We start from the raw sequence: 14,454 nt of genomic DNA on the forward strand, positions 1-14,454 counted from the left end.
GTCTGCCCGAACAATGGATCACCTGCTGCGAGTGTCCCACAGCGGCCCTTGCCGGCGCTCCTGCTCGTCGCGCAGCGCCCACTACGCTTCTCCAATGAACGCCAGAAATGGCTCGCGGTGCCGCGCTCTCGTGACGGTGCCCACAACCCGGACAGTCTCCTAGATGTTTCGTATCCGCCACGTGCCCGGTGATACCACACCGGCCAATGCCGCGACCGTGATCCAGGTTCAGGCCATTCTGCGCGAACGCTTTCCAGCGCTGGCCCAGGAGGAGATCGATAAACTTCCCGTAGCGCTGCGCGATCCCTTCCGCCAACGCTTTCGCCCGGTGCTGCTCGTCGCGGAGGACGAACGCGAACGGGTGCGCGGCTTTGCGCTGCTGCTCCATGCGCCGGATCTGCGTTTTTGCTATCTCGATTTCATCGCCACCTCGGCCAAGCGTTCCGGCTCCGGCATTGGCGGAGCGCTCTACGAGCGTGTTCGTGAAGAGGCGGCGGCGCTGGGCGCCATGGGCATCTTTTTTGAATGTTTGCCCGACGATCCCGCGTTGTCGCGTGATCCGGCCATTCGTCGTGAGAATGCCAAACGCTTGAAGTTCTACGAGTCCTACGGCGCGCGCCCGGTGGCCAACACTGCGTATGAAACGCCGCTCAACCCCGAAGATGACAATCCGCCTTACCTGGTCTTCGATGGTCTGGGCCAGGAGCAAATGCCCAGCCGCGATCAGGTGCGTACCGTCGTACGCGCAATCCTCGAGCGCAAGTACGGCGATCTCTGTCCCCCCGAATATGTGCGCAAGGTGGTCGGCTCCTTTAGTGACGATCCTGTGCAACTGCGTGCGCAACGTTACCTCAGCGGTGAGCCGCCTTTGGTCGTGCCCCAGCGCACTGCACCGATCGCGCTGGTGGTGAACGACAAGCACGATATCCATCACGTGCGCGAACGCGGCTACGTCGAAGCGCCGGTACGGATCTCGGCGATCCTCAAGGCGCTGGAACCCACCGGTCTGTTCGAGCGCTTCGAGCCTCAGCACTATCCGCAGAGCCATATCCGGGCGGTGCACGACGGGCAGCTGGTGGATTACCTGCGCCGCGCCTGCGCGCAGGTGGGCGTGAAGCGTTCGGCCTACCCCTATGTCTTCCCGATCCGCAATCAAACGCGCCCCCCACGCGACCTGCCGCTGCGCGCCGGCTATTTTTGCATCGATACCTTCACGCCCATCAACGGCAACGCCTATCCTGCGGCCGAACGCGCGGTGGATTGTTCGCTCACCGCCGCCGCGCAACTGGTCGGCGGGCGGCGCTTCGCCTATGCGCTGGTGCGCCCGCCCGGTCATCACGCTGAGCGCAGTGCCTTCGGTGGTTTCTGCTACTTCAACAACGCGGCGGTTGCGGCCAATTATCTGAGCCGTTACGGGCTGGTGGCGGTACTCGATATCGATTACCACCATGGCAATGGCACGCAGGATATCTTCTATGATCGGCGCGATGTGCTGACCGTCTCGCTGCACGGTCATCCCAGTTTTGCCTATCCCTACTTCAGCGGTTTTGCCGACGAGGAGGGTGTTGGCGCCGGCGCCGGATTCAATCTCAACATCCCGTTGCCGGAAGCATTGGATGCCGAGCACTATCGACGCGCGCTGGTGCGAGCCCTGCGGCGTATCGAGCAGTTCCGGCCCGATTTTCTGGTGGTGGCGGCCGGTTTCGACACCGCGAACGGTGATCCCACCGGTTCATGGTCCAATCGAGCACCCGATTTCGTGCGCATCGGCAAGCTGATCGGCGGTCTGGGATTGCCCACGCTGGTGGTGCAGGAGGGCGGTTACCGGGTGCGTACCCTGGGGGTCAACGCACGTTCGTTTTTCGTTGGTCTGGATCAGGGCGCCGCGACGCCCGCTGCTGCGCGGCGCCGCAAGCGTTCGCTGCGTGCACCCACTTCAGCTGTTACCTGGCGCGAGACGGTACGCGAGGAGGATGCCGAGGCGGTACGGGCGTTGGTTGCGGCGACCGGCGTGTTCAGCAGCGAGGAGGTAGCGATCGCCAGGGAACTGGTCGAGGCGCGCCTGGCGCACGGGGTGGAGTCGGGCTATCACTTTCTCTTTGCCGAGGCGGAGGGGAGACTGCTGGGTTACGCCTGCTTCGGTCCCATCCCGGGCACCGAGGGGCGTTACGATCTTTATTGGTTGGCCGTGGACCCGGGTCAGCAACGTGGCGGTGTAGGCCGGGAGCTGATGACACGGACCGAGGAGCGGCTGGTGGAACTTGGTTGCGCGATTCTCTTTGTCGACACCTCGGGTCGCGATCACTACCGTCCGGCGCGCAGCTTCTATCGCCGCTGCGGGTATCGCCAGGTTGCAGAGTTGATGGATTATTTCCGCATCGGCGACAGCAAGGTGATTTTTGCCAAGCGGTTTTTGTGAGCCAGTAGGATTGGATTGAGGTCAAGTTGTGCGGCTACGCCGCGTGTTTATTGAATTGGGGAGTCCGCCCCCGAAGTCGAACTACTGTGAGACTCAGACCATCCATGGTCTTCGCCCTGCGGGCAACCTTCGGATGCCCCAATTCGATCCCGTCGAATTGGTCTTTGCTTGTCCAAAGACAATTTCGTCGGGAACGAAATTGGGCGCACATTAGTGCGCCTGAAAGGTCCAGACCACGGGCCGTCTGGATCCAAAAGTAGCCAAAGGAAATGACATCCCACAGCGCAGTCCGCCTTTGGCGGGTTCCCTGCGCGCCTCCGCGCTCAGCGGCGTTCACGAACTCGCGATCCCTGAGGGATCACTCAAACATGCGCTCGCTTGGTTCCGCTGATCGCTCCGGTGCTCGGCTGTGCTGAAGGGGATTTTTGAGATAGGTTCTAACCTTTCTTAAGTCTTTATCAGCTTCGGCAGCTGTCTCAATTCTGCAACCTTCCTACGCAACGTGCTGAGCTTTAGCTGGTATGTTGCCAACGTCCCAGTGCACCGCTCCCTCGATCCCGCCCGGCTGCTGCACCTTGTGATGACACATCTTCTGCAGGGTGTTGACGATGAAGGGCGAGAAAAAATCGAGGCATAGCGGGAACAACTCCCATCACCGGACGGACGATACCCGTCCAAAGCCTCTATATCGTCCGCCAACATTCTGATTGCGTTTGATTTATTTAAGGGCAAGAAAAGTGTGGCTATATTTTATCGACCCGCTAAACTTGTACAAACCAACAGATAAGCAGATTGATACATGGCTGCGCATCAGTTTCAGGTTGTATTTCTGGGGGTCGTGGAGGAGGGGCTGGCCGTGGAGAACGTCCGCGAGGCCATGGCCAAAGAGTTCCGTCTCCAGCCCAAGTTCGTCGAGCATCTGTTTTCGGGTCGACCCGTGGTCGTCAAGCGCGGCGTCGATGCCGAGACCGCGATGCGCTATAAGTACCTGATTGACACCATGGGGGGTAATTCGCGCATCGAGCCCATGCCGATCCAGCCAACTCGACCAGGTATGGCCGGATTCGTGGAGCGCCGCTCCGCTTTTCGCCGGCAATTGAGCGATCGACGGTGCGCGGTAAGGACGGTGGGATTCACGGATGACAGGCGTCAGGGTTGCGGTCGCCGGTCAACAGATTACTGACAACGACACATAGATCCGCGATAGGACACTGTACTAGGAGTGCTCCATGCTGCTGATACGAGCAGGCTCCGTAGCATTTCTGTGTCTCGATCACTTGCTCCGCGTAGTACTTCGCGTCTTGGCGGGAGAACGCCGTATTCCGATCTCTCCGACTACCTCGCCTAACTCTTTTCCTGCTCCAGCAGTTGCCGCAGGCCGGCGACCTCCATACGCAAAGCGCTGATCTCGGCCAGCACAGTGCCGGTGTCCGTATGCACTGCCTCCTCGATCGCCTCCTGCTCCTGCTGCACCTCGCGATGATGCATCTCCTGCATGGTATTGACGATGATGGCGATGAACAGATTGAGCATGGTGAAGGTGGCGAGCAGGATGAAGGGAACAAAGAAGATCCAGGCGTAGGGGAAGGACTCCATCACCGGGCGCACGATGCCCATCGACCAGCTCTCCAGCGTCATGATCTGAAACAGGGTGTACATGGACTCGCCGATGGAGCCGAACCACTGCGGGAAGGCGCCGCCGAACAGCCCCGTGGCCATCACTGCGGCGACGTAGAACAGGATCAGCATCAGTCCGGCGATCGAGGCGATGCCGGGGACGGCGTGCAGCAACGACTCCACCACCAGCCGCATGCGCGGCACCAGCGAAATCAGACGCAAGACGCGCAAAACGCGCAGGGTACGCAATACCGCCAACGGGCCGGAGGCTGGCACCAACGCGATGCCCACCACGATGAAATCGAAGACGTTCCAGGGTTCCAGGAAAAAGCGCAGGCGCCGGGCGAGCAGCTTGATTGTGATCTCCACCACGAAGACCGTAAGAATCGCCTTGTCGAGCAGGTGCAACAGGTCGCCGAACCTCGCCATCATGTAAGCGGAGGTCTCCATACCCAGGGTGATGGCGTTGATGACGATCAATACCAGTATGGCGTGTTGGATGCGGCTCGATTCCACCCAGGCGCAGAGGCGTTGCAGTGAAAGGCGTTGGTTCACGCGGTCTATCCGTCGATTAGAGGTCGTGTTCGGGCGGTGGGTGGTTGGCCAGCCCTTCGCGGGCGCTAGTATAGCAACGCTCATCGGGTAACAGAGAGGAACGGCGAGCAGTGTGCGCCTATGGCACCGGGCGCAGGAGTGTGAGCGCGGTTTGTGCAACGAACAGCGCGGCGACGGCTGCGATCAGGGGAGCCCCGACGGTGTAGCCCGCCAGATGCAGGCCGGCACCGGTCCAGAACAGCGTGAGCCGGTAAGCCGCACCCCAGCCGATGCGTCGCTGCCAGAGTTGACGCTGGCGATCATCGCGCTCCGGGCGCAGCCACACCGGCAGCAGCTGCGTTAACGCCCCGGTAATCAGGGGCAGCAGAAACAGGCCCAGCATGGCTATCAGCAAGGATCGTCCGGTCCCCGGCATGACGCCGTGCCAGATGGTGAGCGCCAGCGTCGCCGTCAGACCCAACAGGGCGCCGGTGAGTGTGACGCCAGCCCCGTGCCAGCTGAGCAGGTGGCCAAGCCGCGATCTGAGGCTCAGGATCAACCGCAGCACCGGGATCAGCCAGAGGACGATGCCAAGCAGCCCCAGCGGCCCCCAGGCGATCGCGCCCAGGGCGGCGATCAACGTACCACCTATCACCCATTTAATATCCCTCTGTAGGCGCGCAGGGCTGGCCGGGTCGGTGTAACCTGCCACTGTGGGGAGCAGCACCTGTAAAGTGCCCACCGCGGTGATCCCGACAAAGCCCAGCAGATTGAGGTGCAGGTGAAGTTGGCGCAGACTGGTCCAGTGACGGGGGAAAATCGCGGATAAGAGTAGAGCGGCGAGCGCCAGCACCAGGCATGCAAGCGCTGCCTGATACCAGCGCAGGCAGGGATGGGGAGCACCGATGCAGTCGCGTGCACGACGCTGCGCGATCAGCAGCAGATCGATGCCCGCCGCCATACCCAGGGCCGCCGCCGGATAGATCAGCGGGAACCAGAACTGCTGTCCGCTGATCGCAAGCAGGCCGGCAGCGAGCCCCAGCAATGCCGGCCGCTGATCACCCGCACGGGGGGCGGTGCGGGTCAGTACCGGAATGAAGTGAGCCATCGCTCCGAGGATCAGCGGCAGCACGCCGAGTCCGAGGAAAAGATGGAGGCTCGCTGCGGGAAGGAGGATGCCGAAGCTTTTGAGTACCAGGGCGGTGCAGGCCAGGAACAGCGTGAACAGGCCCAGAGCCGGTAGTACCCCCTTGCCCGCAATGCGTAAATTACGATTCTGAATCAAAGGTTTAATGTCCATGTGGATGCATCGAGTACCGGCTCTCGCAGCATTGACCCATATCAAGGATAACCGAGTGCTAACGCCTGACCATTCTTATCCATTATCAACTATGCAACCAAAGAGGAACGAGCGATGAGTGGTGGAGGATTCACCAAGGAGATGGCTCGCAACATTTTTTACGGCAGTGCGGCCTTCTTCTTTCTGTTGTTTGTCTCTCTGACTTTCGATACAGCGCGTTCACTACCGGAGCGCGACCATCGCGAAAACATTACCCCGGCGGTAGTGCTGGGTAAGAAGATCTGGGAGGACAACAACTGCATCGGTTGTCACACCCTGCTGGGCGAGGGTGCTTATTACGCACCGGAACTGGGCAATGTGTATGCTCGCCGCGGTCCGGAATTCATCAAGATCTGGATCAAATCGATGCCAACCAACACACCCGGTCGTCGACAGATGCCGCAGTTCAATCTCAACGATGAGGAGTTGAACGCGCTCGTTGAGTTCCTCAAGTGGACCGGCGAGATCAATACCGCCAAGTGGCCACCGAACATCGAAGGCTAAGGGCTAGGGAGATATAACGATGCAGTACCAATCGCAAGCGGTTGCCAAACCGTATTTCATCGCCGCGATCGTCCTGTTCGTCGGTCAGATTCTGTTCGGTCTGATTCTCGGGCTGCAATACGTCATTGGCGATTTCCTGTTTCCGGCCATCCCGTTCAACGTGGCGCGCATGGTCCACACCAATCTGCTTATCATCTGGTTGCTGTTCGGCTTCATGGGCGCCGCTTATTTCCTGGTGCCTGAAGAGTCGGAGCGCGAATTGGAGAGCCCGAGGCTGGCGATCGCCCTGTTCTGGCTGTTTCTGGGCGCCAGCGTTCTGACGGTGCTGGGCTATCTGCTGGTGCCCTATGCCAAGCTGGCGGAGATGACCGGCAATGATCTGCTGCCCACCATGGGGCGTGAGTTTCTCGAACAACCTACCGTCACCAAAGTCGGTATTGTCATCGTCCTCCTGGGTTTTCTCTACAACATCGGGATGACCATTCTCAAAGGCCGCAAGACGGTCATCAGTCTGGTGCTGCTGCTCGGACTGGTGGGCCTGGCGTTTTTCTTCCTGTTTGCCTTCTACAATCCAACCAACTTGGTGCTCGACAAGTATTTCTGGTGGTGGGTGGTGCACCTTTGGGTGGAGGGTGTCTGGGAGCTGATCATGGGCGCGATGCTGGCGTTCGTGCTGATCAAGGTGACCGGCGTCGATCGCGAGGTCATCGAGAAGTGGCTGTACGTCATCATCGCCATGGCGCTGATCACCGGCATCATCGGCACGGGTCACCACTACTACTGGATCGGCGCGCCGGAGTACTGGCAGTGGTGGGGGTCGATCTTCTCGGCACTGGAGCCGATCCCGTTCTTCATGATGACGGTGTTCGCCTTCAACATGGTGAATCGCCGCCGCCGCGAACACCCCAACAAGGCCGCCGTGTTGTGGGCATTGGGAACTTCGGTGACGGCGTTCCTCGGTGCCGGTGTGTGGGGCTTCCTGCATACGCTGTCCCCGGTGAACTTCTACACCCACGGTAGCCAGATCACAGCGGCGCACGGGCACATGGCCTTCTACGGCGCCTACGTATTGATCAACCTGACGATCATCTCCTACGCCATGCCGCATCTGCGCTTTGGTGCCCCGGCCAACAACGGCCGAGCGCAGGTGCTGGAGATGTGGTCGTTCTGGCTGATGACGATCTCGATGGTCTTCATCACCCTGTTTCTCACCGCGGCGGGAATTCTGCAGGTCTGGTTGCAGCGCTTCTCCGGATCACCGCTGCCCTTTATGGTGGTGCAGGAACAGATCGCGCTGTTTTTCTGGATGCGTGAGATCGCCGGTCTGATCTTCTTTATTGGCCTGCTGGTCTATCTGTACAGCTTCTTCGCCAAGCCCCGCAAAGGCGAGGCGCGTGTCGGGGGTGCCGCGCACAGCGGTACCGCCTACAGGGAACCGGGCGTCTAGGGCCTGACAACCCGGCCCGGTTTCGGTAGCGCATTTCGGGTTCAAGGCTGCGGCCCCACCAGGGGCCGCAGTCACGTCTGACGGCCCACAACCCTACAACAGGTGGTGAAACTGAGTGACTGGCGCGAGGAGAAGATGGGAGTGATTGCCGCCGAGATGCCGCGTGTTCGGCACGCGGCGCCGCCCGGCGATCTGGCGATCTGGATTTTCATTCTCGCCGAGCTGCTGGTGTTCGGGATCTTCTTTGTTGCCTACGCGTTTGCGCGTACCCACAACGTCGCACTCTTCGATCTCTATCAGGCATCGTTGGATCGCACGTCGGGCTTTATCAATACCCTGGCGCTGATCACCAGCAGCTACTTCGTGGTGCGCGCGGTGCAGGCAGCGCAAACCGGCAAGGCGCGAACTTGCAGTCACTGGTTGTGGGCCGCGTTCCTGATGGGAGGCCTGTTCGTCGTGATCAAACTGACGGAGTTTGCGCACCATGTGAACGCCGGGGTGACACTGAGCACCAACACCTTCTACATGTTCTATCTGTCGCTCACCTTTTTCCACTTCATGCACGTGCTGATGGGAATGGTGATCGTTGGCTTCATGGCGGTGAAGGCGCGGGGCGGTCGTTATACAGCAGCCGAGCATCATGGGCTGGAATCGGGCGCATCGTACTGGCATATGGTCGATCTGGTGTGGTTGGTGCTCTTTCCGCTCGTCTACCTGATGCATTGAGAGATAGGTATGCCTGCACGCTCACACGGGTTGCAACGCCACGCCGCATTGTTCGTTTACATTGCGATGGTGTTGTTGACGACCGTGACCTTCAGCGCCGATCGCTGGGGACTGTCAGGTATCGAACTGGTGCTGGGCGTGCTCCTGATTGCGCTGTTCAAAGGGCGGTTGGTGGTGGATTACTTCATGGGCCTGCGCCAGGTGCGTTGGTTCTGGCGCGCTATTCTTTACGGATATCTCGCGGTTCTCGGCGTGCTCATTGCCACGGCATTTATACTCACCCAGTGAACGTACCCATATTTTCATGGAGTCGAAAATGACAGCCGCGAAGTCCGAGATCGCTACCGCGAGTTCTGAACCCCCGTTCTATCTTCCCCAGCATGGCGAGTTGGAACTGTTCGAGCACGCCTGGCGCAATCAGCTGCCGGTACTGATCAAAGGCCCCACGGGGTGCGGCAAGACGCGTTTCATCACACACATGGCGGCCAGATTGGGACGCCCTCTGTTTACGGTCGCCTGCCACGATGATCTGACCGCTGCCGATCTGGTGGGCCGCTACCTGATCGGCGACAACAAGACCTACTGGACCGATGGACCGTTGACGCGGGCCGTACGCGAGGGGGGGATCTGTTACCTCGACGAAGTGGTGGAGGCGCGCAAGGACACCACCGTGGTGCTGCACCCGTTGACCGACGACCGGCGCATCCTGCCGCTGGAGCGTACCGGCGAGGTGCTGCATGCGCCGCCCGAGTTCATGTTGGTGGTCTCCTACAATCCGGGCTACCAGAATCTGTTGAAGGGGATGAAACCGAGCACCCGTCAGCGCTTTATCTCGATGCGATTTGATTTTCCCGCGCCCGAACTGGAGCAGACCATCGTCATCCGCGAGTCGGGGATCGACGAGCTGCGGGCACGCAAGCTGGTGGCCCTGGCGGATTCGCTGCGCGCGCTGAAGGACCACGATCTGGAAGAGAGCGTGAGTACGCGGCTGTTGGTCTATGCGGCCACGCTGATGGTCAGCGGTTACCCGCCGCTGGAGGCCTGTCGCGCCGCGATGATCGAGAGTCTGACCGATGACGAAGAGACCGCCGCGGCGCTGCTGGATGTGGCCCATGCCACGTTCGGCTCGTGAGGATCGCTGCGATCAGTGGCAGCCGCCACCCGGACAGCGCCCTGCGGTGGTGCGCTGTTTCGTCATTGTCCACCCACTGTTCGTCCTGCTCGGAATGGTGGGGCTGGCCAGGGCCATGACGGGTCAACACTATCGCTATCCGCTGTTCGGTGTCGCGCGCGATGAGGTAAAGAGGTAACAGCGGTGAGTCTGCACAAAGCGCAATCCATTCAACGCAAGCGTCTGTTGGCGCGTGCGGCTTTCTTTTTGTTGTTCGTGCTGGCGCCGCCGCTCGATATCTTCCGACTCGATCTCGGCCTCGGGCATCTGATTCTTTTCGGCCAGGACTGGACACTGGGGGGAGGCGCGCTGCTGGCTGGCGAAATCACCGCCTACCAGGCGGCGCTGCGCATCGTGCTGTTCGGGTTCGTGCCCATCGTGTTGCTGGTGGCGGCGGGTTTCGTGATCTCCTGGAAATTCGGCCGCATCTATTGCGGGTGGATGTGTCCCCACTTCACGGTCGTTGAGGTGATCAACGGGCTGATGCGCCGCGCCAGCGGCAAGCCCACACTGTGGGAGAAGGAGCGGCTGCCGGAGCGCCAGCCCGATGGCCGCATCGAGACACCGGATCGACACTACTGGTTGTTGACAGTGCCGGCCATTGCCGCTTTTGCACTGCTCTGGGCGGTGGTTCTGCTCACCTATCTGCTGCCGCCGCAGGAGATCTACGGCAACCTGCTGTCCGGTACGCTGACACGCAACCAGACCATTTTCATCGCTGCCGCGACCACCGCGTTCTTCGTGGAGTTTCTGCTGGCGCGACATCTGTTCTGTCGCTTCGGCTGTGCCGTGGGGTTGTTCCAGAGTTACGTCTGGATGTTCAACAAGCGGGCGCTGGCGGTCGGTTTCGATCACACCCGCAAGGAGGCCTGCATCGACTGCAACGCGGCGTGCGAAAACGCCTGCCCGATGCGGCTCAAACCGCGCTCCATCAAGCGCAGGATGTTCTCCTGTACCGAGTGTGGCCGCTGCATCCAGGCCTGCAACGAAGTGCAGGCCGACAACCCGCAGGGTTCGTTGCTGCAGTGGGTGAGCGGGGTCTGCGCCGGTGATGTCTCCGAGCGCGATTTTGGCCGCAAGTACGTCTGTTACGACGAGCGTTGTTTTCTGCAGAATCGCCATGCGCCACCGGGTGCGATCATGCCGGTAGCCAATCCCGTCGGAAGCTGCTGCGCCGGCGGCTGCGACGATGCAACGATCGAGCAATCGCTCGATCAGGCGGAGGATGAGTGGAAGAGCGGGTCGGCAAACTCTGGCACCGGCTGATCTCCCGCGCCGCGCGCGCCGGTTATCCCGCGGCGGCCGTGCACCTCGACGAGGTGCGTATTGCGGCGGGTGTCATGTTCCGTGCGCTGGGGGGTGATGGCGGGCTGGCCGTGGAGGGGGCGACCCCGGAGCGCCACGGCGCGCGGCGCAATCTGCTGCAATGGTTCGCCGGCACCGGGCAGCGCTCGGAGCGCTGTTCCCGGGATGGCGAGCGTCTGCGTCTGCCGCCACTTATCGATCATTTTCCGGAACGTGTGCTGAATCGCGACCTCTATCTATGGCTCGCTGCCCTCGCCGCGCGGGGTGCCGTGAGTGCGGACGGTTGGTTTGTCGCCAACCAGGCGTTGGCGCGCGGCGTGCTGGAGCACTACCCGGGCATGGCGGGGCGTTACCGTCGACTTCTCGCGGCCCACCTCGAGGAGCGTCCCCACCCGGATCGTCTGCCGGCGGATGAAGCTGCGCAGGAGCGCGCGATTCGCCAGGCCCTCGATGCACCGGGCAGCGTCGATCATTTGCCACCGGCGCGCCGCCCCCATCTTGGTGTGCCCTTGTGGCTCTATCCGTCCCCGCATCGCCCGGCGCCGGCCCCCGCAGCGGAGAACGATCAGGAACAACCCGCGGAACAGGGCCAGAGTCGACAGGCGCGTGGGGTACGGCGCCGCAAGGCGGAACGGGTCGCGATGCCCGATGGCAATGATGGGCTGGTCTTCAACCGCATGGAGACCATCCTCAGCTGGGCGGAGTACATCCGGGTCAACCGCGCGACCGAAGAGGACGAGGATCCCGATGCCGCGAGTGCGGCACAGGATCTCGATGTCTTGAGCGTGGCACGCGATAACAAGAGCACCGCGGCGCGGCTGCGCTTCGATCTCGATCTGCCTCCTGCCGAGAGCGACGATACGCCGTTGGGAGATGGCATCCTGCATCCGGAGTGGGATTGGCGCAAACAGCGCTATCGTCCCGGTTACTGCCGCATTCAGCCGATGATCGCCGTGGATGCGGTAGTGAGCGAATTACCCCTGCATCTGCAAAAATCCGCACGGCGGGTGCGCGCCCAGTTCGAATTTCTGCAACCGACTCGTATCTGGCGCAATGCTCAACCCGAGGGCAGCGAACTCGATCTCGGCGCCTGCCTCGATCATGCCGCCGACCGCCTGCGCGGCCACCTGGATGCCGAACGCGGACTCTATCGCGATATGCGCAACGACGCGCGCGACATGGCCTGTCTGCTGCTCGCCGATCTGTCGCTCTCCACCGATGCGTGGGTGAGCAACGACGCGCGTGTTATCGATGTGATCCGCGACAGCCTGTTTCTGTTTGCCGAGGCGCTGGAGGCGGTGGGCGATCGGTTCGGTATCTACGGATTTTCTTCACGACGGCGCGACTATGTGCGCTTTCATGTGATCAAGGACTTCAACGAGTGCTACAACGCGCAGGTGCGGGGGCGGTTGCAGGTGATTCGGCCGGGCTATTACACCCGTATGGGGGCTGCGCTACGCCAGGCCATCACGATACTCACCGAGCAGCGCGCGACACAGCGCCTGCTGCTGATTCTCACCGACGGCAAACCCAACGATCTTGACCAGTATGAAGGTCGTTACGGTATCGAAGATACGCGCAAGGCCGTGCACGAAGCGCGACAGGCGGGATTGCAGCCGTTTTGCGTCACCGTTGACGAGCTGGCGGGTGATTACCTGCCGCATCTGTTTGGTTCGGGTGGGTATGTGGTGATCCGCCGCGCGGCCGATCTGCCCCGTGAGTTACCGCTGCTCTATGCCCGGTTGACAGGATGATCGAGTGGCAGAGGGGCGAATTATGGTACGTAAAACGTTATCATTCTCGCTTGTTGCCGTCGCTACCCTATTTGTCAGATGAGTAAGAGTTAGGAGATTCGTGTTGTCCGATACTGCAAAACCCCTGCATCCCGGATTGTGGGAAATCTTCACTGCCGCCCCGCATCGCATGATGTTCTTCGGCGGCGTATTCCAGTTGGTGGCCACGCTGGTGTTCTGGAGCGCGGAACTCATCGGGCGCTATACCGGCCTGTGGGCGCCCTTTGCCACTACGGTACCTGCGACGTGGGCACACGCGTTTCTGATGCTCTACGGGCTGTTTCTGTTTTTTATCTTCGGATTTCTGATGACCACCTATTCGCGGTGGCTGAACGGCCCGTTGGTGGAGCGCGCGCACTACGTGACGTCCTTTCTGTTGCTTTTCGGCGGCCTGCTGCTGTTCTACGTCGGCCTCTTTACCGCTCGGCCGATCGCCGTATTGGGGGTCGGGGTGTTTTTGCTGGGATGGGGCGTCGGCATCGCGGCGCTGTGGCGTGTCTTTCGCCTGTCATCGGCCATGGATAAAGGCTATGAGCGTTGGTTGAATCTGGCGCACGTGTTGGGTTGGTTGGGCGGCGCACTCTATCTCGCCTGGCTGCTGGTGCCGCGCTGGGAACTGCTGCAACTCTCGCTGAATCTCGGACTGTGGCTGTTCCTGGTGCCGGTGTTCATCACCGTGGCGCATCGCATGGTGCCCTTCTTCTCGTATTGCGCGCTGCCCGACTACGAACAGATTCAACCACGCTGGAGCCTGCCGGTGATCTGGGCAGGGTTGGCGCTGCACGCGCTGTTGGAGTACCTGGGTGCGACCGCGTGGACTTTTCTGGTCGATCTGCCGCTCGCGGCGGTGATTTTCTGGCACAGCGTGGCGTGGAAGATCGGTCGCAGCTTTACCATCCGGCTGCTCGCCGTCCTGCATGTTGCCATTTTCATGTTCGGCATCGCGCTGACGCTGTTCGGTATCCGCAGTCTGGCGGTGCTGATGGGCGGCGCCGACCTGCTGGGGCGCGCGCCGTTGCACATGCTCGCCATCGGTTTCCTGGGCGCGATGGTCGTCGGCATGGCCACCCGCGTCTCGCTGGGTCATTCAGGGCGCGAACTGGAGATGGATACCTATAACTGGGTCTGTTTCTGGGGAATGATTGCGGTAGCGGTGCTCAGGGCGCTGAGCGAATTTTCTGTGCTCAATGGCGTGATCAATTTCAACGTGATCGCCGCCGTCGGGTGGTTGGGGATTACCATTGCGTGGGTGGCGCGTTTTGGGCCGCTCTACCTGCGGCCGCGTGTGGATGGTAAACCCGGATAGAGCAGAGCCACTGCGCGATTGAGCTACCTTCCCTGCCGCCGGCGATAAATGCGAGGATGTCAGGTGGAGGAGACGGCGATTCATGCGCACCTGGCGGTGCGCCGCCGGGTGTCGGGTGCGCATGGGTGGTTTTGCGGGATACAGTGACCGGATCACGGGGTCGGGCGGGGGCGATGTAATTTGCCTCCCGCCTCAAGATTTGCCAGAGTAGCGGCGGGATGGAGAGCACGAGCCGGCGTCGAACACGGACCGTCAATTAGAAGCATCGCTTCGCCATAAACCACAATCGGGAG

Annotated in this window: 13 protein-coding genes; 11 read left to right on the top strand and 2 right to left on the bottom strand. The window is 61.2% G+C overall.

Features of this window, described 5'->3' with window-relative positions; translation table 11 throughout:
* Positions 1-163: 163 nt before the first annotated feature.
* Together DWQ09_04330 and DWQ09_04335 are read left to right on the top strand one after the other, a co-directional pair.
* A complete protein-coding gene (locus DWQ09_04330; protein KAA3629481.1) occupies positions 164-2,419 on the top strand; it encodes a GNAT family N-acetyltransferase in 2,256 nt (751 codons plus the stop codon).
* A gap of 799 nt (positions 2,420-3,218) precedes the next feature.
* Positions 3,219-3,602: a hypothetical protein gene (locus tag DWQ09_04335; GenBank protein ID KAA3629482.1), complete on the top strand. Its 384-nt coding sequence runs from the start codon at positions 3,219-3,221 to the stop codon at positions 3,600-3,602.
* Between the two features lie 161 nt (positions 3,603-3,763).
* On the opposite strand, the gene DWQ09_04340 is transcribed toward DWQ09_04335, so the two are convergent.
* Both DWQ09_04340 and DWQ09_04345 read right to left on the bottom strand, forming a co-directional pair.
* Positions 3,764-4,675 carry an ion transporter gene (locus tag DWQ09_04340; protein KAA3629483.1) on the bottom strand — a complete coding sequence of 304 codons (912 nt, stop codon included), beginning with the start codon at positions 4,673-4,675 and terminating at the stop codon, positions 3,764-3,766.
* 34 nt (positions 4,676-4,709) lie between these two features.
* Complete coding sequence (locus tag DWQ09_04345) at positions 4,710-5,870, bottom strand: hypothetical protein (protein KAA3629484.1); 1,161 nt, start codon at positions 5,868-5,870, stop codon at positions 4,710-4,712.
* Between the two features lie 114 nt (positions 5,871-5,984).
* Here DWQ09_04345 and DWQ09_04350 point away from each other — a divergent pair, with 114 nt between their 5' ends.
* The 9 genes from DWQ09_04350 (at position 5,985) to DWQ09_04390 (ending at position 14,161) form a co-directional block, all read left to right on the top strand.
* Entirely contained in the window at positions 5,985-6,413 is a 429-nt protein-coding gene (locus DWQ09_04350) for a cytochrome c (GenBank protein ID KAA3629485.1), read from the top strand.
* Positions 6,414-6,432: 19 nt separating this feature from the next.
* The gene (locus DWQ09_04355) at positions 6,433-7,860 is read left to right on the top strand and encodes a nitric-oxide reductase large subunit (protein ID KAA3629486.1); all 1,428 of its coding nucleotides are present in this window, start codon (positions 6,433-6,435) and stop codon (positions 7,858-7,860) included.
* A 135-nt stretch (positions 7,861-7,995) separates the two neighbouring features.
* The gene (locus DWQ09_04360) at positions 7,996-8,586 is read left to right on the top strand and encodes a cytochrome c oxidase subunit 3 family protein (protein ID KAA3629848.1); all 591 of its coding nucleotides are present in this window, start codon (positions 7,996-7,998) and stop codon (positions 8,584-8,586) included.
* Positions 8,587-8,595: 9 nt separating this feature from the next.
* A complete protein-coding gene (locus DWQ09_04365) occupies positions 8,596-8,874 on the top strand; it encodes a hypothetical protein (protein ID KAA3629487.1) in 279 nt (92 codons plus the stop codon).
* 28 nt (positions 8,875-8,902) lie between these two features.
* The gene (locus tag DWQ09_04370; protein KAA3629488.1) at positions 8,903-9,718 is read left to right on the top strand and encodes a CbbQ/NirQ/NorQ/GpvN family protein; all 816 of its coding nucleotides are present in this window, start codon (positions 8,903-8,905) and stop codon (positions 9,716-9,718) included.
* Positions 9,699-9,896: a hypothetical protein gene (locus DWQ09_04375; GenBank protein ID KAA3629489.1), complete on the top strand. Its 198-nt coding sequence runs from the start codon at positions 9,699-9,701 to the stop codon at positions 9,894-9,896. The genes DWQ09_04370 and DWQ09_04375 overlap by 20 nt, the downstream gene beginning before the upstream one ends.
* A gap of 5 nt (positions 9,897-9,901) precedes the next feature.
* Entirely contained in the window at positions 9,902-11,023 is a 1,122-nt protein-coding gene (locus DWQ09_04380) for a 4Fe-4S binding protein (GenBank protein KAA3629490.1), read from the top strand.
* Complete coding sequence (locus tag DWQ09_04385) at positions 10,987-12,816, top strand: VWA domain-containing protein (protein ID KAA3629491.1); 1,830 nt, start codon at positions 10,987-10,989, stop codon at positions 12,814-12,816. The genes DWQ09_04380 and DWQ09_04385 overlap by 37 nt, the downstream gene beginning before the upstream one ends.
* Before the next feature lie 103 nt (positions 12,817-12,919).
* Entirely contained in the window at positions 12,920-14,161 is a 1,242-nt protein-coding gene (locus DWQ09_04390; protein KAA3629492.1) for an NnrS family protein, read from the top strand.
* Positions 14,162-14,454: the final 293 nt, after the last annotated feature.

It is taken from the genome of Pseudomonadota bacterium (genome assembly GCA_008501635.1).
Taxonomy (GTDB): domain Bacteria; phylum Pseudomonadota; class Gammaproteobacteria; order QQUJ01; family QQUJ01; genus QQUJ01.

Coding starts and splice junctions, on each gene's coding strand:
- DWQ09_04340 (KAA3629483.1), bottom strand. CDS start 4,675: ATGAGCGTTGCTATACTAGCGCCCGCGAAGGGCTGGCCAACCACCCAC.
- DWQ09_04360 (KAA3629848.1), top strand. CDS start 7,996: ATGGGAGTGATTGCCGCCGAGATGCCGCGTGTTCGGCACGCGGCGCCG.
- DWQ09_04350 (KAA3629485.1), top strand. CDS start 5,985: ATGAGTGGTGGAGGATTCACCAAGGAGATGGCTCGCAACATTTTTTAC.
- DWQ09_04345 (KAA3629484.1), bottom strand. CDS start 5,870: ATGGACATTAAACCTTTGATTCAGAATCGTAATTTACGCATTGCGGGC.
- DWQ09_04375 (KAA3629489.1), top strand. CDS start 9,699: ATGCCACGTTCGGCTCGTGAGGATCGCTGCGATCAGTGGCAGCCGCCA.
- DWQ09_04370 (KAA3629488.1), top strand. CDS start 8,903: ATGACAGCCGCGAAGTCCGAGATCGCTACCGCGAGTTCTGAACCCCCG.
- DWQ09_04365 (KAA3629487.1), top strand. CDS start 8,596: ATGCCTGCACGCTCACACGGGTTGCAACGCCACGCCGCATTGTTCGTT.
- DWQ09_04330 (KAA3629481.1), top strand. CDS start 164: ATGTTTCGTATCCGCCACGTGCCCGGTGATACCACACCGGCCAATGCC.
- DWQ09_04335 (KAA3629482.1), top strand. CDS start 3,219: ATGGCTGCGCATCAGTTTCAGGTTGTATTTCTGGGGGTCGTGGAGGAG.
- DWQ09_04355 (KAA3629486.1), top strand. CDS start 6,433: ATGCAGTACCAATCGCAAGCGGTTGCCAAACCGTATTTCATCGCCGCG.